Below are 15,495 nucleotides of genomic sequence, written 5' to 3' on the forward strand. Positions count from 1 at the left end.
GGCCCACAGGATTTCCCATGCGAGCGTGTCGAGACGCAGTCAAGGCTGGCCGGTGCGATGGCGCCGCGGCCGGCTGCGAGGTTTCCAGGCCACGCCTTGACGGATGACATCGACAAGCCTGATTTCGACTTTTTCGATTCCTGTTGCGTTTCTTTGTTCGGCTCAGGTGAGCCTGTTTCTTCGTCCCGGCCCACAGGATTTCCCATGCGAGCGTGTCGAGACGCAGTCAAGGCTGGCCGGTGCGATGGCGCCGCGGCCGGCTGCGAGGTTTCCAGGCCACGCCTTGACGGCGTCGAGCACGGCGCCATTCTGGAGCGGACCGAGGGCGTAGGTCGTGCCGCCAGATTTCCTTGTGCTATATTTGTCCGGCACGGACGACCACGTGGCAAAGAGTGGTGCGAGAGGATGAGAGTGCCGCCACGCAGCCGTTATAGTCGTTCCTCGTTTGTGGCGTCCGTGCGCCGCTTCGGCCCTCGTGACCGCCAATGCCGAACCATTAGCTCGTAGGCACGTTCGGCATTCTCGGCCGCGGCTTTCTCGCTGTTTCGCAACTCCTTCACGTTGTAGGTCGTAAGCCGAACCGCGGCGACCGACACCGCGCTCGCCCGGCGCGCCGGCCTTGAGAGCGAGCTGCCTCTGCTTTGCCGCCACCAGCGCCGGGCGAGCCCAGAAGTAGTCCTGCTCCTTTGTCAGCAGATGCCAGATCAGCACGGCGAGCTTGCGGGCGACCGCCACAGCTGCGACCTGATGACCACGCTTGTTACGGATGCGTAGGAAGAAGGCCCTGAGCGGTCCGGGCGCATTCGCCGCCGCCCAGGCGGCCTCGACCAGCATGGCGCGGGCATGGGAACGCCCATGTTTGCTGATCCGGCCATATTGCGCCAAGCCAAGACCGGATTGGCGCACACGCGGATTGAGGCCGAAGTAGCTCACCAGCTTCTGCGGCTCGCGCAACCGCCGGATCTCGCCGACCGCGGCGATGATACCGCTCGCGACGATGACATTGACGCCGGTGATCGTCTGAAGCCGCCGGACTTGCGCATCATCAACCGCTTCCCGGGCGATGTCGCGATCGAGGTCAGCCAGATCCTCGGCCAGGCGATCGATCTCGCGGATGTGGCGGGCGATAGCGGCCCGCTCGTCGTCGGGAAGCACCTGCCGCTCGAGCCAGGCGCGACCGCGATTGTTGAACAGATCGGCATGCGGGCACTTCGGCACTAGGTGCGCCTGCAGGATGCCATGCACCTCGTTCTTCACGCGCGTGCGATGCCGAACTACCTGGTTGCGCCGCGCGACGAGGCGGCGAAGCCGCTCGGTCCGCTCGTCAGGTACCCAGACCTCCGGCAGAAAGCCGCTGGCATGGAGCTGCGCCAGAACGCCGCATCGATCTTGTCGGTCTTAATCCTGGCATGGGCGATCGCCTTCACCTGCATCGGGTTGGCGACAATCACCCGGCCGACATAGGGCGACAGAACCGCACCACCGCCATGGCATTGCCCGTGGCCTCGACGACAACCTCATCCGTCCGTCGCAAACTGCGGCCGAACCCTTCCAGTCCCGAGCGGGTCATGTCGACCCGTCCGTGATGGCGCAGCCGGCCGTCTTCCCAAACCACCACCTCCGCAAAGGTGCGGTGGATGTCCATTCCAATCACACGTCTCATCGGCTCCCTCTCCTCAAACAGTCGGGAGCCGGGGGGCGACGCGACACCTACGGATCCGCGCTCTCGGCGCAACCGGGCAGGTCGCAGGGGCGGCCAGCTACTAACGCGAGCTCGCAGCTCATCGAATACATCGGCCTGCCCGCACTTGGCGTGCTCCCGGTGCCCCTGTCCCGGATGGTCGCACCATACGCCGAAAATCGCTCATCTCCAGCGGGGATCGGATGGCACCGTCATGATCATACCGGTTACCAACCCGATCGAGCGCCTCAACGGCGAGATCAAGCGGCGCACCGAGGTCATCGGCATCTTCCCAAATGATGACGCCATCGTCCGCCTGGTTGGCGCGATCTTGCTCGAACAGAACGACGAATGGGCCGTGCAGCGCGCCAGATACATGACGCTGGAAACCATCAGCCAAATGAGCGATGATCCGCTCATCAGCCTGCCAGCCGTGGCACGCCGATCAGCCCGGCCCCTTGCCGGAGAGCGCGGCGACCAGGCCGTCAGCTACACCACTCCCTGGGACACGATCTGATCTGTCACCACCTTTTGATTAGCAGCGCAGTGGCATGGAGCCTTCCATCATTTTCGGAGGGCTGCAATTTTCAAGGCCGTCAGATCGACCAGTCCGTGATCCTGCTTTGCGTGCGCTGTACCTGACCTACAATCTCTGACGTTCTTGGATCAGAGTTGGCAAGCACTTCACCGCGGACCGAACACGTGGCGGAGCAGGAATATCCTCATCGATCGCTATTGCTTTTGCTGCATCTCGCCGCCAGATGACGATGATATAAAAACTGCATTTGACGCAAGCCGCTAGAACGGTTGAATGTCTGCCTGAACCAAAGCCCTGAACGTTAAGCGACAGCTTCTATCATCGGTCCGATGCGTGCTGTCGCGTAACCAAACCACTAAATTGCAAATCATTGAGGTGAGATATGGCGACGATATCCTCAGCTATTCCTCTGACGGGTGTCCCGTTCCCGAGATCCGAGTACGAACGCCGGCAGCATAACGTGCTGGCGGCAGTGGCGAGCGCGGGTTAGACGCTCTCGTAGTGACTGCCCATGGCCATCTCCGGTAATCTTAGCGGATACGATGGCAGTGGCCTTTGCGCGCCGCTAGTCAAAGTCGCAGCCCGGCTGTCGCCAGCAACACTGCACCTCAGCGTCAACGACCCAATGGCACCGCCTCCCGCGTCGCAGATGGTCCTGCATCGCGACGACGGGCGACCGCCCAAGAGCGATCGGCGAGCCCGCTCCGGCGCCGGGATGGACGGTGCGAGCGTGTCGGTGCGCAGCGTGTCATGAAGTGTCTGGCCAGGTCGGGGCCCTGCGCGGGATCGGGCCGAGCGTGGCCATGGCGCCGCCGCAGCCCGGACAGATGTCCAGGGAGCGTCCTGTGAGACAGCGGTAACGCTGGCGATAGTCGGCGGTCGGGTTCGGCGGCGGCGTGGGCGCCGCCAGAAGAGGACGGCACTGGGCGAGTTTGGCGACGCGGTGGCCGTTGGCGAAGAGGCCGTAATGGCGGATGTGATGGAATCCGTCTGGAAGAGCGTGCAGCAGGAAGCGCCGGATGAACTCATCGGCGCTTAAGGTCATGAGCTTGTGCTTGGACTTGTCGTGATGGCGATCGTCCTTCCAGCGGAAGCTGACCTTGCCCTGGTCCAGGCTCACGAGGCGGCTGTTGGCGATGGCGACGCGATGGGTGTAGCGTCCCAGATAGGCGAGGACCTGTTCGGGACCGCCGAACGAGGCTTGGCGTAGACGACCCATTCGATCCGCTTCAGTCCAGCCAGTTCGGCGCAGAAAGTGGCAGGGTCGGCCAGGCTGGCGAGATCGCTGAAGAAGCGGAGCTGGCCGGCGTCGAAGGCGTCCTGCAGGCGCTCTAGGAATAGCCGCCTGAACAGGCGCGACAGAACCCGTACGGGCAGGAAAAATCCCGGCCGGCAGGCGATCCATCGCTGGTCCCCGGCCTTCGCCGTGGCAGGCTCGAGCGACAGGGCGCCGCCCGGCACGACGCAGTGGACATGCGGATGATGTGGAGATTTTGACCCCAAGTATGAAGCACGGCGACCATGCCGATCTCGGCGCCCAGATGCCTGGGATGGCTGCCGCCACCCTCAAGGCTTCAGATGCGGCCTTGAACAGGATCGCATAGACCACCGCCTTGTTCTGGAAGGCGATCTCAGCGATCTGGGCCGGGACGGTTGAAGACCACGTGGAGTATGGGACCGGCAGCAGCTCAGCCTGCCGCTCAGCCAGCCACCCGGCGCGGGCTAGGCCCTGGCACTTAAGGCAGTGGCGGTTGCGGCAGGAATTATAGGCTTGCCGTACGAGACCGCAGTCGGTGCAGTGTTCGGCGTGACCGCCCAGGGCCGCGGTCCGGCACGCCTCCACCGCGGCCATGACCCGGCGCTCGACACGCCCGAGATGGCCGGCATGGTCGCGGCGATAATCAACCCCGTGACGGTGGAATACATCCGCCACTTTCAGATCCGGGCGCATGGCGCGCGGCTCAGCCGGACGGCGTGATCTCCATGTGGAGTTGGTCAAAAGGACTGGCGATCCGGCCGATCACAGCCGTTGAGACCTGGGCGTAAAGTGTCGTCGTCGCCAGGCTGCGATGGCCCAGCAGCCACGCGTCATAATGCTCACTTTCTATGTCATTGAAAATCAAAGCGCTGTTGAGCGGGACCGGCTGTTAGCGGACGCTGCGGCGCATTCCGCGTGCGATAGGCGGCGATATCCGCCGTCTTGAACGCCCAGGGCGCACCATAACACACTTGCCGCCCTTTGATGATGCCGAGCCGGGCCATGCGCAGCGCCCTCATCACGCTCACATCCATGATTTGCGCGGCAGCTTCAAGCGTAATCTCGCCTCGTTCAGCCCATTCGCTGGCGCGGTGGACGGCAATGCCGTGATGGCTGCGGAACGAACAGATCCGCGCCTGGGTCCAGCCGTTGCCTCGCCCTGTCGGCTTGCCGGCTCGATTGAGGAGCCGCGCAATCTGGCGGTCGGGCATCAGACGCGCCAGCTCGCGAACCAGCGTCAAAGTATCCTCGGGGACTGTCCAGCGATGCTTGCCGACGGTGTTCATCTTCAACTTCAATGCGGTGTGGTCGCCTCCCTGCCAATGCAGGACCATCTCGATGACGCCACCTTCGATACGGACGACGATCTCGTGCAAGCGCGTTACGAGGCTACCCATGCGCGTCGGCAATACGATGCCGTCGACCCGGGCAATCGTCTGGTCGCTGGCGAGCTGGAGCGCCGCTGGAACAAGGCGCCGGCTCTGGCTCTCCTGATTGTGCATAAGCTGATCGGCCGTCGACTGACGGATATAGACGAAGGCACTGCGCGCAAGACGCTCAGCTGTGATCTTGGTCATCTGCGATCCCCCCGTTTGCCAGAGCCATCGCGATCTCGCGCAGCAGCGTCTCCACCAGCATCGTCAGCTCGATCTCCTGTGCCCGTGTCAGCACAACGCTTGGCTCGCCTTCTTCGAACAGGCTTGGCTGGGGACTTTCGAATTGGCGCTTCATTGCGATCTTTCTCCATCCTTGAGTCGGACTGGAGAAATCCTAGAAGCGCATCGATCTCAGCGCGCAGAGATTGCAAGGCCCCAAGGGAAAACTGCTGCTCCGCCGACAGCTTGAAGTGCGTCGCCGTCTCGCGCGTCATCCATGCCGGTATGCAGGCAAAGGAGCCGTCAGGCTGCGCAATGACCACCAAATCGGTACCACGGTACGCATAGCGCTTCAGAATGAGCACCGTCTCACCGCAGCGCGGATGAAATGGATAGTAAATCCGCCCTTCTTCGGGATGTTGGCGGGCAGTATGTCGTTGTTTTGAGCAGCACCTGAATGATCCTTATGTCCGTGCCGGCTTCCAAAAGGGGGGTGGCGAAGCTGTGGCGAAGGGTGTGCACCGTCACCTGCTTCTCAACGCCCAGGAACTCGCAGGCTGCTCGACAGGCGATCCCCCAGGTCTGTGGGTGGATCGGGCCGCGACCATCGCGCCGGGGAAACAGCCATCGCCCCGGCTTGGTCAACCGCCAATAGACGCGCAAAATCTCCAGCAGCTGCGGCGACAGCATCACATAGCGGTCCTTGCCGCCCTTGCCTGCTCGATGCGAATGACCATCCGGCTGCTATCGAGTCCGTCACCTGTAGACGCGCCGCCTCCGTGGCGCGTAAGCCCACCGCATAGGTGGTCATCAGAGCGACCTGGTTCCTCGTCCCCTTCACGGCTTGCAGAAAACCGACCACCTCATCGGCGCTCAGCACGACCGGCAACTTGCGCGGCGTCCGGGCGTAAGCGATCCGCTCAGGCAGGTCAGATCGACCCAGCGTCCCGCTGTAGAAGAAACGCAAGGCGCAAACGGTCTGGTTCAACGCGCCCCACGAGACTCTTCGGCCCACCAAGTGGGCCTGATAGACGCGCACCTCTTCGTATCCCAGTTGATCGGGTGATCGTCCAAAAAATCGACCGAACTTCGCCACGTGATGCACGTAGGATCGCTGGGTCTCCGGTGACAAATTGCGATCGTCAGATCTTCAATCGTCCGCTGACGCAGAGGGCTTATCTGGGCCATCTGGGGTTCTCCTGTCTGGAAGGTTGGCTCGACACCAAATCTTCTCAGACAGGGGCCTCCTCAGGCCAGACCCGCGCATCAGCTACCGCGGCAGCGGTTTAGTTGTGTGCCCAGCATGTTCAACCGCTTGGGGGTGAAAGTCCCCTAGCCAACCTGATGGAGGTGAAGGCTTAGCAAAGCGCAAGGGCATTACCGCGAGGTGGTGTCTGAAGGAAGCGTGGAGCAAAACCGCGACCTGACGAACAGAAACCGGATATGAGGCATCCCTGGCCGGACGAGCGGGCAACGTGTCGCGAAGTCCATATCCATCAAAGGGCAGGGCTGTAGATCCGGCAGGTGCGCGGGGAAGGCGATTGAGCTTACCTGGGGAGGCCTGCGTCATGTTCCGACTTCGGAACTGAGGGAACCGCAAGGTGACCTGACCGTGATGCAGGAGTCAGCAGAGGGCGTAGTAGGTGATGCTGTCGGCAAGGCTAGTGAGGCACTCCAAGGCCGAAAGGCGGAGCAAATGGATAGGCCGAGCCGGAAACGATGACCGAAGGCCCGAACGATTGGAAGCGGCAAGTAGGACTGGCAACTCATGAGTGGAAAGCGGCAGAAGACCCAGTATTCACTGGCCCTGGAACCGAGGGACCGGGGTGAAGCCCCTGTCAGCGGTTACCAAGGGGCCGAACCACTCATGGCGAAGTCGGCACCCGAAAGCCCGGCTTGGACGGAACAGCTAATGGAGACGGTATGTAGCCGAGAGAATCTGGAAACAGCGTGGAAACGCGTTCGAAGTAACAAGGGTAGCCCAGGCGTGGATGGGATGACCATCGACGACGCCAAGGGCTACCTGCGTGAGCACTGGCCAAGCATCCGGTCTCGATTGCTTGAGGGAACCTATCAGCCGCAGCCGGTCAAGCGGGTCGAAATCCCCAAGCCGGACGGCGGGGTCAGAAAACTCGGCGTGCCTTGCGTCGTCGACAGACTGATCCAGCAAGCCCTGCTGCAGGTCCTCCAAGAGCAGTGGGACCCGACGTTCTCGGAGCACAGCTACGGCTTCCGCCCGGGACGCTCTGCCCATCAGGCAGTAGCCCAAGCGCAATGCTACATTGCCGAGGGTTACAGCTACGTGGTTGACCTCGACCTCGAAAGATTTTTCGACCGGGTTAATCATGATAGCCTGATGGCGCGCGTCGCCGCCAGGGTGTCCGATAAGCGTGCGCTCAAACTCATCCGTGCATTCCTCAATGCGGGGGTGATGGAGGACGGCCTGGTCCGTCCGGTGGACGAGGGGACCCCGCAAGGCGGCCCGCTCTCGCCCCTCCTAAGCAACCTCCTGCTCGACGATCTCGACAAGGAACTGACCCGACGTGGCCACCGTTTTTGCCGCTACGCCGACGACTGCAACATCTATGTTCGCAGCCGCCGCGCCGGCGAACGGGTCATGGCTTCCGTCAGCCGGTTCCTGACCAAGAAGCTGCGGCTGAAGGTCAACGAGGAAAAGAGCGCGGTGGCGCGACCGGAGGAGCGGAAGTTCCTGGGGTTCAGCATCTCGAATGACGGGAGCGAGCGGCGCATCGCGCCGAAGGCCCTCGACAAATTCAAGACGCTGATCCTGGACATGACACGTCGGACACGGGGGATCAGTCTGCCGCAGTTGATCAAAGAGCTGAAGCCATACCTCATCGGATGGCGCGGTTACTTCGGCTTCTGCCAGACCCCACGGGTGCTTACGAACTTGGAAGCGTGGATCCGCCGAAGACTACGCATGTATCTCTGGCGGCAATGGGGGAACGGGCACAACCGCTTCAAGGAACTGCGCCATCGTGGCGTCCCAAAGTTCAGTTCTGCGGCTGCCGCCGGTTCGCCGACGGGATTCTGGCGCATGTCAGGACACCCGGCGGTCCAACAGGCCCTGCGCAACCACTACTTCGAGTCTCTCGGCCTCCCTCGACTCCATGTCTCTGCCCAAGCTTAATCCGATCGAACCGCCGTGGTACGGACCCGTATGCCCAGTGGTGTGGGAGGGGCGGCGTCGCGAGGCGTCCCCCTATCCCGATCAATCACGCCTCAGCGCACAAGGGAATCGCAAAACCGAATTGCAAGAAAACACCGACCAAACACCGCAAATCCTGCAATTCCAAACCCACGATCCTCCCCGATCAGCAAGCTACATCAATGGCTTGCGGATAGTTCACGGACGACAGGGTAGCTCAATGTAAATATCGTCGACGACTTGGTCACACTCAGGAGCTGGCGCCGAAAACTGGGCACAATCCTGCTATTCATATAATTCCTGCCAGAGCAAAGTCACGCAGAGCCCATTCGGCGGGGTTGTTGGTGAGACGAATCCGGCAGTCACCGAGGAAGGACGTGAAGCCGTCCAGCGTTTCAGCATATGATCGATTGGCTTGGAAACCGGAAGACTCCGAAATAAGCTGGCCTGCTCAGCTCACGGCCAGGCCGTAAGTTCGATGACGAGAAGACAGCTCTCCCGCCGGTGTCCTCGTTCAAGACATCGCGATGCGCGCTGGACGGTCAAGTTCACCAAGACCAAGCCGCAGGCTGACGGGACCTCCCTCGTAAGCCGCCGCATCCGTGGCCAGCCACTTGCGGATCAGGCCATGCTCGCGGTCTATCGCGATGTGGTTCTGGTAGCCCAGGCTGCGTGAGGGTCTGCTCGACAAGACCAACACCTCCAGGAGCGTGCCGACACCGCTTACAGGGCGAACGCCAACGAGGCCGCTACCAAAGCGGACACTAATCATCTGGATTCTTGATAGCTGGGATCTTCATTCTATGGGTTTCAACTCTGAAACGACTTTGCCAGTCTAACCAGCGGAAAGGGAGCGGGCTGCAGCGCCCTCGATGAGGCATGGGGGCCAAAATACGGCGCCCGAATGTTATGCTGAACGTTATGCACTGGGAGGAACATCATCCCGCGGCAAATTACTCTTGTTTTCACATGAGGACAGCGTGATGGGAGACAAGCGCCTGCAGCCCCCACTTCCCCGTGCCGAGCAACGGATCCGGGTGCTTGATGACGACGTCACCATGGATTGGTACGGTTGGTTTCGCGACTTAGCGAATCCCGGCGTCCGCGCGTACCTTGAGGCGGAGAACAGCTACGCGGAGCAAGCGACAGCTCACCTGACAAGTCTCAAAGATGAGCTCATCATCGAGATCGAATGGCGCCAGCCTTGCGAGGGTACTTCGCCACCGTTCGAAGTTGGGCCTTTCGAGTACTTCCAAACACACGAGCGGGGCCTCTCTCATCCAGCGTGGTGCCGCCGGCCGGTGACACGAGGCTCGGCTGAGCTTGTTCTCGACCCGAACGCAATTCCGGGAGCCGAGGTCTTTTCTAAGCTTGGTGTGTTTGAGCTGAGCGACGACGGACGTTACGTAGCGTTCAGCTTTGATCTCATTGGTGATGAACGCTACGAGTACGAGTGCGGGAAGTGGCCAGAAGTCGTGACGTCTGGCGCGGCTCGGATCGCGTCGAGCGGGTCGTCTGGGCCGCGGAGAATCAAACGCTTTTTTTCACACGGGAACGGATTGACCGGCGGCAACACGATCCGATTGTCCAGTTGGAAATCAGGCGACTCTGACGTGGTGTTCGAGGAGGCCAACGAGCGACTGGCGGTCCTGGTTCGGCGTTCGGACAGCGGCGCCTGGTTGTTCCTCAACGTAGTTACGACCTATTCCTTCAGCGTCCAGCATGGCGCAATAGAGGTGTGGTGTCTTCCTGCCGACGAGCCGAGGGGGCAGTGGCGTCGGATCGTGAAGCGTGAACTCGGGCACGTGATCGACGCCGAGCATTGGGGCGACAGGTTCCTGTTTCGGGGACACGACACTGGACCGTACTGGCGGCTCGTTTGTGTGCCAATAGATGACCCCTCACCGTCGTCCTGGGAGGAGATCGTTCCGCATCGAGCGGGCGTGACACTCGAGGAAGTTCACGTCTTAGAGAGGCCCTGGTTATTCTGAAGCGAGAAGGCCTGCGTCGTCACCTGGTCTCGCGTCGCGGCAGCGGGCAGATTGAGGCCACGATCGTTCCCGACGAGCCGAGTTGCGCCCTTAAGGTCGGCCTTTCGGCAGGGGGTAGCTATTCGGTCGCGCGACACCCGTTCCGAAGCTCGAAGTTGGTTTACTCGGTTAGCTCATTCGTGACGCCCGTCACCTTCGTCGAGCATGATCCCGCTGACAAGCGCTCGGCAGTCATGTACCAGGCCGGCGCGGCTCGATACGCGGCGACGGTCGTCATGGCGGAGGCGGAAGACGGGGTGCAGGTCCCGATTTCGTTGGTCTCGCGACGTGATCGAAAGAGCCCTGGGCCGGTGTTGTTGAACGTGTACGGCTGTTACGGAAAATCGAGATGGCCCTCGTTTTTCCCTTGGCCCCCATCCATGACCAAGCGTTTGAGCCTGCTCGATCGTGGAATTGCTTTCGGCAACGTGCACGTACGGGGGGGCGGTGAGCTCGGGCGTCCATGGCACGACGCGGCTTGCCGCGATCGAAAACGTATCACCTACACAGATCTGATCGCGGCTGCCGAGGGGCTCGTTGAGCAGGGAGTCGCCACCCGCGACGGCATTGTCATTGAGGGAGCGAGCGCTGTCGGGGGTACCGTGCTTGCCGCGGCGGCCGTATTGCGGCCCGAGTTGTTTCGCGCCGCGCTCGCCGAGGTTCCGCTCGAGAACACCCTAGATACCGAGATGGACTTCACGATGCCGTACGCCCTACCGGAAGCGGCGGAGTACGGAGATCGCCATATTGCTCACGAGTATCGGTACCTGCGCAGCTACGACCCATACCACAACCTTAGCGCCAATCGCCACTTCCGCCAACGTACGTCGACGCCGCACCCAATGACGGTCAGGTGCTCTATTACCAGCCGCTCGGTACGTGGCGCAGCGTCGGTTGTGCGGCCGATCGCGACCCCGGGCTAGTCTTCCGCATGCGGATGGTGGGCGGTCACAGCGGCGCGTCACATGGGCCTAGCGCAGCCGAGACAGCCGCATTTCGCATCGCCTGGGTGCTCGAGCAAGTTAGACGATCAAGCGGCTGAGCGGAGAAGATGTCGCAAATCCTGACGACTGTGGGCAAAAGGGACTCTGTCGTCGCTATTGATTATGCAGGCCCCCGGCGCCTCCCGGTGCCTGCGCGGCGACAAACAAGGTGAGATTCCTCTCATCCAGATTGTCGCGTTTCTCTATTCGGCGTTTTGAAGGCAAGCGATTTCGAGCTTTCCACTCCGCAGGGGGGCCCTGATGTCTGTCGCGCGTCTTGCTTCTCTCCGGGATCGGCACTGGGCCTATGCCACCATAGGGTCAGAAGAATGAGGTGGAACAAATGTATATCTCGTCCTGATCGCGATAGCGATGCGATCGGTACTAGCGCGAGAGCGAACTCACCCCGAAGTCACCGACCACAGCAACAATGGAGCAACTGATGAGCCATCCCGTCACTGTCCACAATGAACCGTCCAGCAGTAAATTGCCGGATCTCAGGAGCCTCACTGTCGAAGACATCCGAGCTGGCTTCGCAAGCGGCGCATACACGGCCCAATCGTTGACCGAGGCGAGCCTCGACAGAGTCGAGCGGTACAACGCGAAATATAACGCGATCATCTTTCTGAATCCGTCGGCCCTCAACGATGCGAAGGAAATAGATAGGCGCCGTAAGGCCGGCGAGTGCCTTGGTCCGTTGGCAGGCGTTCCGGTTGTCGTGAAGGACACTATTGATATGGCTGGCTTTCCCACTACGGGGGGATGGTCGCTGCTGTGCGGCAAGAAGGGCGGGGTCGATCTCATGCCGGATCGCGACGCACCGGTCGTGGCCCGCTTGCGAGAAGCGGGAGCCGTGATCATCGGGAAAACAAACGTACCCGTTCTCAGCTGCAGTGGTTCTCATGCCAATAACAGTTGGGCAGGGCCGACACTAAATGTCGTGATGCCCGAACGCGGGCCCGGCGGCAGTAGTTCGGGCACCGCGTCTGCGGTTGCCTCGTCTATAGTTGTGCTCGGCCTCGCTGAAGAAACCGGTGGTTCGATTCAAAATCCTGCTTCGGCGCAGGACCTCGTCGGCATAAAACCGACAATCGGGTTGGTGCCCAATGCGGGCGTTATGCCTCTATCGGGAAATCTGGACGTCGTCGGTCCCATTGCGCGATGTGTACGTGATGCGGCCATTTGCCTAGATGTGCTCGCCGGCTACACATCAGAGGATCCCAAAACCCTCGCAGGTGTCGGCAAGAAGCCCAAGGGAGGTTATACCTCTAAGCTTGGCGTAGATGCGCTAGAAGGCAAACGGCTTGCCCTCTACGGCAGCGGATGGCGCAATCAGACTCTTTCAACGGAGGCGAAGCAACTCTACGACAGAGCAAAAGAAGAGCTCGAAGGACTCGGCGCAGTTCTGGTCGAAGATCCCTTTTCCGCCTCGAGGTTTGCAGACCTCCGCAAGCCGACTCCTCCCCTTGCGATTTCCGACATGCGTGGCCTTGAATCCCTTCCTTACGACCTTCACAAATATCTCGAGCGGTTGGGCTCTAAGGCCGCGCTAAAGACATTTGCGGAGTTCGCTAAGGCGACTGAGAAGGAGAACCCGTTCGGGCCGACAGGCGTACTACACTGCCTGCCCAATCTGCCGCAATTCGCAGCGATCCTGGAAAACCCATCGCAACCGCCGAACGTCAGCGAGTTCATTGCCGCCAAGGAGGAATATCTCACGATATTCGATGAAGTGTTTGCGCGCTATCAGCTTGACGCCTGCGTCTTTCCCCAGATGCTTCAGGAGCTACCGCTGCTGAACGGGGAACGCATTCGTGCGACAACGGTCAACGAAATCAACATTGCCGGCCTACCGGGAGTCACCGTTCCCGCAGGCTACTACGCGTCGGGCTCACCTTTCGGCTTAATCTTTGTAGGCAGAATGTGGAGTGAGGCCGAACTGTTGGCGTACGCGTACGCATATGAGTCCGCAACGCGACACCGCAAAATACCGACTCTCGATAGATAGGAGGCAAAACAAGGCGAGAACGGGCATCGTACTCGGGTTTGCCTATGCCAATAGACACGGCGGACAGACGGTAGCGGCTCTACTAGTACTACAGTTGCGGATCATTTGATTTTCTGATTCACTCGACAGGTTATGGAGGGAACCATGTCTGTCGCTTCGTGGTCAGGGTCGTTGTTGGCTTGGGAGCAGGAGCTCACTGCGCTGAAGGCGCGGGTTGGGCGGGTGCTTCCTCGTCGTGAGTTGCGGGAGACGGGCGCCGATTTCCTTGACGGCCTTCTTTCCGGCATTGAGCGCAAGACAGGCTGGCTGATGGCTGAGCAGTCCGGAGCGGAGCGGCCCTATCGGATGCAGTCGCTGTTGGGGCGCAGCCGCTGGGACGCTGATCGGCTCCGAGACGAGGTTCGCGATTATGTGGTGGAGGCGTTGGGCGATGAGGATGGCGTCCTGATCATCGACGAGACGGGATTTGTGAAGAAGGGCGATCGTTCCGCCGGTGTCGCGCGTCAGTACTCGGGAACGGCGGGGCGGATCGAGAACAGCCAGATCGGCGTGTTCTTGGCTTACGCGAGCCGCTACGGCCAAGCGCTGGTTGATCGTCGCCTTTATCTGCCGGAGAGCTGGACAAAGGATCGGACGCGATGTGCCAGGGCGTCGATCCCGGAGACGGTCGAGTTTGCGACCAAGCCAAAGATGGCGCGCGCCATGGTCGAGGCGGCGCTCGATGCCGGCGTCCCGTGCGCTTACGTTCTGGGCGACGCTGTCTACGGGGCGGACAGCAGCCTTCGCCGGATGCTGGAAGCTCGCGAGCAGCCCTATGTCTTGGCGGTTCGAGGCGCTCACTTCATGCGCCGTGGAGGGGATCGTCTGTTTGAGGAAACCTCGCCCGAGGAACTGGCCGGCGAGTTCGAGCCCGACGACTGGGTCTGTCATGCGGCAGGTGAAGGCGCCAAAGGGCCTCGGCTCTACGACTGGGCACGCATCCGCCGCCCTTGGACGTCAAAAGGCGGCTTCGAGCATTGGCTTCTCGTCCGCCGCAAGCGATCGACATCCGAAGAAAAAGTTTACTACCTGGTCTTCGCCCGGCCCGGTTCCTCCTTGGCCGAATTGGCGGCAGTGGCCGGCCTGCGCTGGGCGATCGAGGAGTGTTTTGAGCGCGCCAAGGATGATCTCGGACTTGATCATTGCGAGGCTCGGTCCTGGCACGGATGGAATCGCCATATGAGCCTGTGCATGGCCGCCCTGGCATTCCTCTCGAAGCTATCGGCTGATCTTCGCCGCAGCGCATGGAGCAAACCGAACGAAATGAGTCCAAAGGAGCCAATCGCCGCCTGATCCGGATAGCTGCGCTCGTCCCGAGCGTCCCCGAGATCCGCTATCTCCTCGCCCGGATCCTCATCTTCCCACCGGCCCCTCATCATCGCCTGGTCGCTATGGCGACGACGACATCAAGCTGCGTCTACCATCTGTCACTACAAAAAGGCATCGACATCCGCAACTGTAGTACTAGGTTTGTCGTGACCTGCTCCGCTGCAAAGTCCTCGCTTTGAGGTTAGCCTGTTCTCTGAAATAGGAGACGGGCAATGAAACGATCCAAATTCACGGACGAACAGATCATTGGCATCCTGAAGGAACATTTTGATGTGCAGGACCCGCAACCTCTTCCCCCACAGCACAGGCATTGTCGTGACAACGCTGGACAATGACCTCATTGCGGCAGCGACGCGTGGCGCCGCGACTTTCATCGCTATCCCGAGCTTCTGTTTGAAGTATATCGCACCGCTGCATGCGTCGCCGACCTCCTCCGCAGCTTCGGATGTGACCAGGTCGCGAAGCGGGATCGTTGCGGTGATCCGAGGCGGAACCGCACCGGCCAGTCGCACCATTGGCATCCGTGCCGACATGCACGCTCTGCCCATCTTTGAGGGGACCGAGCTGCCTTATGCTTCGGCTACGAAAGGACGGATGCATGCCTGTGGACATGACGGGCACATGATGATTCTGCTTGGTGCCGTGAAGCATCTTGCCTCGAAGCGCGCCTTTTCCGGCACCGTGGTGGCGATCTTCCAGCCTGCGGAGGAGGGGGGTGGCGGCGCCAAGGTTATGCTCGTGTCGGCCGAATTGAGAAACTGACCCCGCATTGCCTCAAGCAAAATGTTACCAATAGTGTCGCTGTTCCGAATGGGATGGTCAGGTGTTGTCATCCCGATTCGGAGGATGGATGGCAAGGCGGATC

Annotated in this window: 7 protein-coding genes and 8 pseudogenes; 9 read left to right on the top strand and 6 right to left on the bottom strand. The window is 61.0% G+C overall.

Annotation, left to right across the window (positions count from 1 at the left end):
* Positions 1-428: 428 nt before the first annotated feature.
* Positions 429-1,645: pseudogene (locus NKI08_RS33850) on the bottom strand (IS110 family RNA-guided transposase).
* Positions 1,646-1,910: 265 nt separating this feature from the next.
* On the opposite strand from NKI08_RS33850, the pseudogene NKI08_RS33855 reads away from it, so the two are divergent.
* Positions 1,911-2,198 (top strand): annotated as a pseudogene (locus NKI08_RS33855) (transposase); the annotation flags it as partial.
* Between the two features lie 769 nt (positions 2,199-2,967).
* Here NKI08_RS33855 and NKI08_RS33860 read toward each other — a convergent pair.
* Positions 2,968-4,170 (bottom strand): annotated as a pseudogene (locus NKI08_RS33860) (IS91 family transposase).
* A gap of 674 nt (positions 4,171-4,844) precedes the next feature.
* Here NKI08_RS33860 and NKI08_RS33870 point away from each other — a divergent pair.
* A pseudogene (locus NKI08_RS33870) lies at positions 4,845-4,952 on the top strand (ATP-binding protein); the annotation flags it as partial.
* An 82-nt stretch (positions 4,953-5,034) separates the two neighbouring features.
* Here the strand turns inward: NKI08_RS33870 and NKI08_RS33875 are convergent.
* The 3 genes and pseudogenes from NKI08_RS33875 to NKI08_RS33880 all read right to left on the bottom strand — a co-directional run.
* Complete coding sequence (locus NKI08_RS33875; RefSeq protein WP_352453895.1) at positions 5,035-5,208, bottom strand: hypothetical protein; 174 nt, start codon at positions 5,206-5,208, stop codon at positions 5,035-5,037.
* Positions 5,209-5,311: 103 nt separating this feature from the next.
* Positions 5,312-5,437: pseudogene (locus NKI08_RS34840) on the bottom strand (hypothetical protein); the annotation flags it as partial.
* Between the two features lie 79 nt (positions 5,438-5,516).
* Positions 5,517-6,260: pseudogene (locus NKI08_RS33880) on the bottom strand (site-specific integrase); the annotation flags it as partial.
* 724 nt (positions 6,261-6,984) lie between these two features.
* Here NKI08_RS33880 and ltrA point away from each other — a divergent pair.
* On the top strand, positions 6,985-8,223 hold the full coding sequence (gene ltrA, locus NKI08_RS33885) for a group II intron reverse transcriptase/maturase (RefSeq protein ID WP_352775746.1): 1,239 nt from the start codon (positions 6,985-6,987) through the stop codon (positions 8,221-8,223).
* A gap of 532 nt (positions 8,224-8,755) precedes the next feature.
* On the opposite strand, the gene NKI08_RS33895 is transcribed toward ltrA, so the two are convergent.
* Positions 8,756-8,932 carry a hypothetical protein gene (locus NKI08_RS33895; RefSeq protein WP_352775750.1) on the bottom strand — a complete coding sequence of 59 codons (177 nt, stop codon included), beginning with the start codon at positions 8,930-8,932 and terminating at the stop codon, positions 8,756-8,758.
* Between the two features lie 292 nt (positions 8,933-9,224).
* On the opposite strand from NKI08_RS33895, the gene NKI08_RS33900 reads away from it, so the two are divergent.
* From NKI08_RS33900 to NKI08_RS33925, 6 genes and pseudogenes are all read left to right on the top strand, one after another.
* Positions 9,225-10,232, top strand: a complete 1,008-nt coding sequence (locus NKI08_RS33900; protein WP_352775736.1) for a beta-propeller domain-containing protein — start codon at positions 9,225-9,227, stop codon at positions 10,230-10,232.
* A 23-nt stretch (positions 10,233-10,255) separates the two neighbouring features.
* A pseudogene (locus tag NKI08_RS33905) lies at positions 10,256-10,408 on the top strand (hypothetical protein); the annotation flags it as partial.
* Positions 10,409-10,411: 3 nt separating this feature from the next.
* Positions 10,412-11,194 carry a prolyl oligopeptidase family serine peptidase gene (locus NKI08_RS33910; RefSeq protein WP_352775739.1) on the top strand — a complete coding sequence of 261 codons (783 nt, stop codon included), beginning with the start codon at positions 10,412-10,414 and terminating at the stop codon, positions 11,192-11,194.
* A gap of 502 nt (positions 11,195-11,696) precedes the next feature.
* A complete protein-coding gene (locus NKI08_RS33915; protein WP_352775741.1) occupies positions 11,697-13,262 on the top strand; it encodes an amidase in 1,566 nt (521 codons plus the stop codon).
* Positions 13,263-13,406: 144 nt separating this feature from the next.
* Positions 13,407-14,594, top strand: coding sequence for an IS701 family transposase (locus NKI08_RS33920; protein WP_502899702.1), 1,188 nt, complete (start codon positions 13,407-13,409; stop codon positions 14,592-14,594).
* A gap of 389 nt (positions 14,595-14,983) precedes the next feature.
* Positions 14,984-15,368: pseudogene (locus NKI08_RS33925) on the top strand (M20/M25/M40 family metallo-hydrolase); the annotation flags it as partial.
* Positions 15,369-15,495: the final 127 nt, after the last annotated feature.

It is taken from the genome of Mesorhizobium sp. M0768 (assembly GCF_040320195.1).
Classification (GTDB): Bacteria; Pseudomonadota; Alphaproteobacteria; order Rhizobiales; family Rhizobiaceae; genus Mesorhizobium.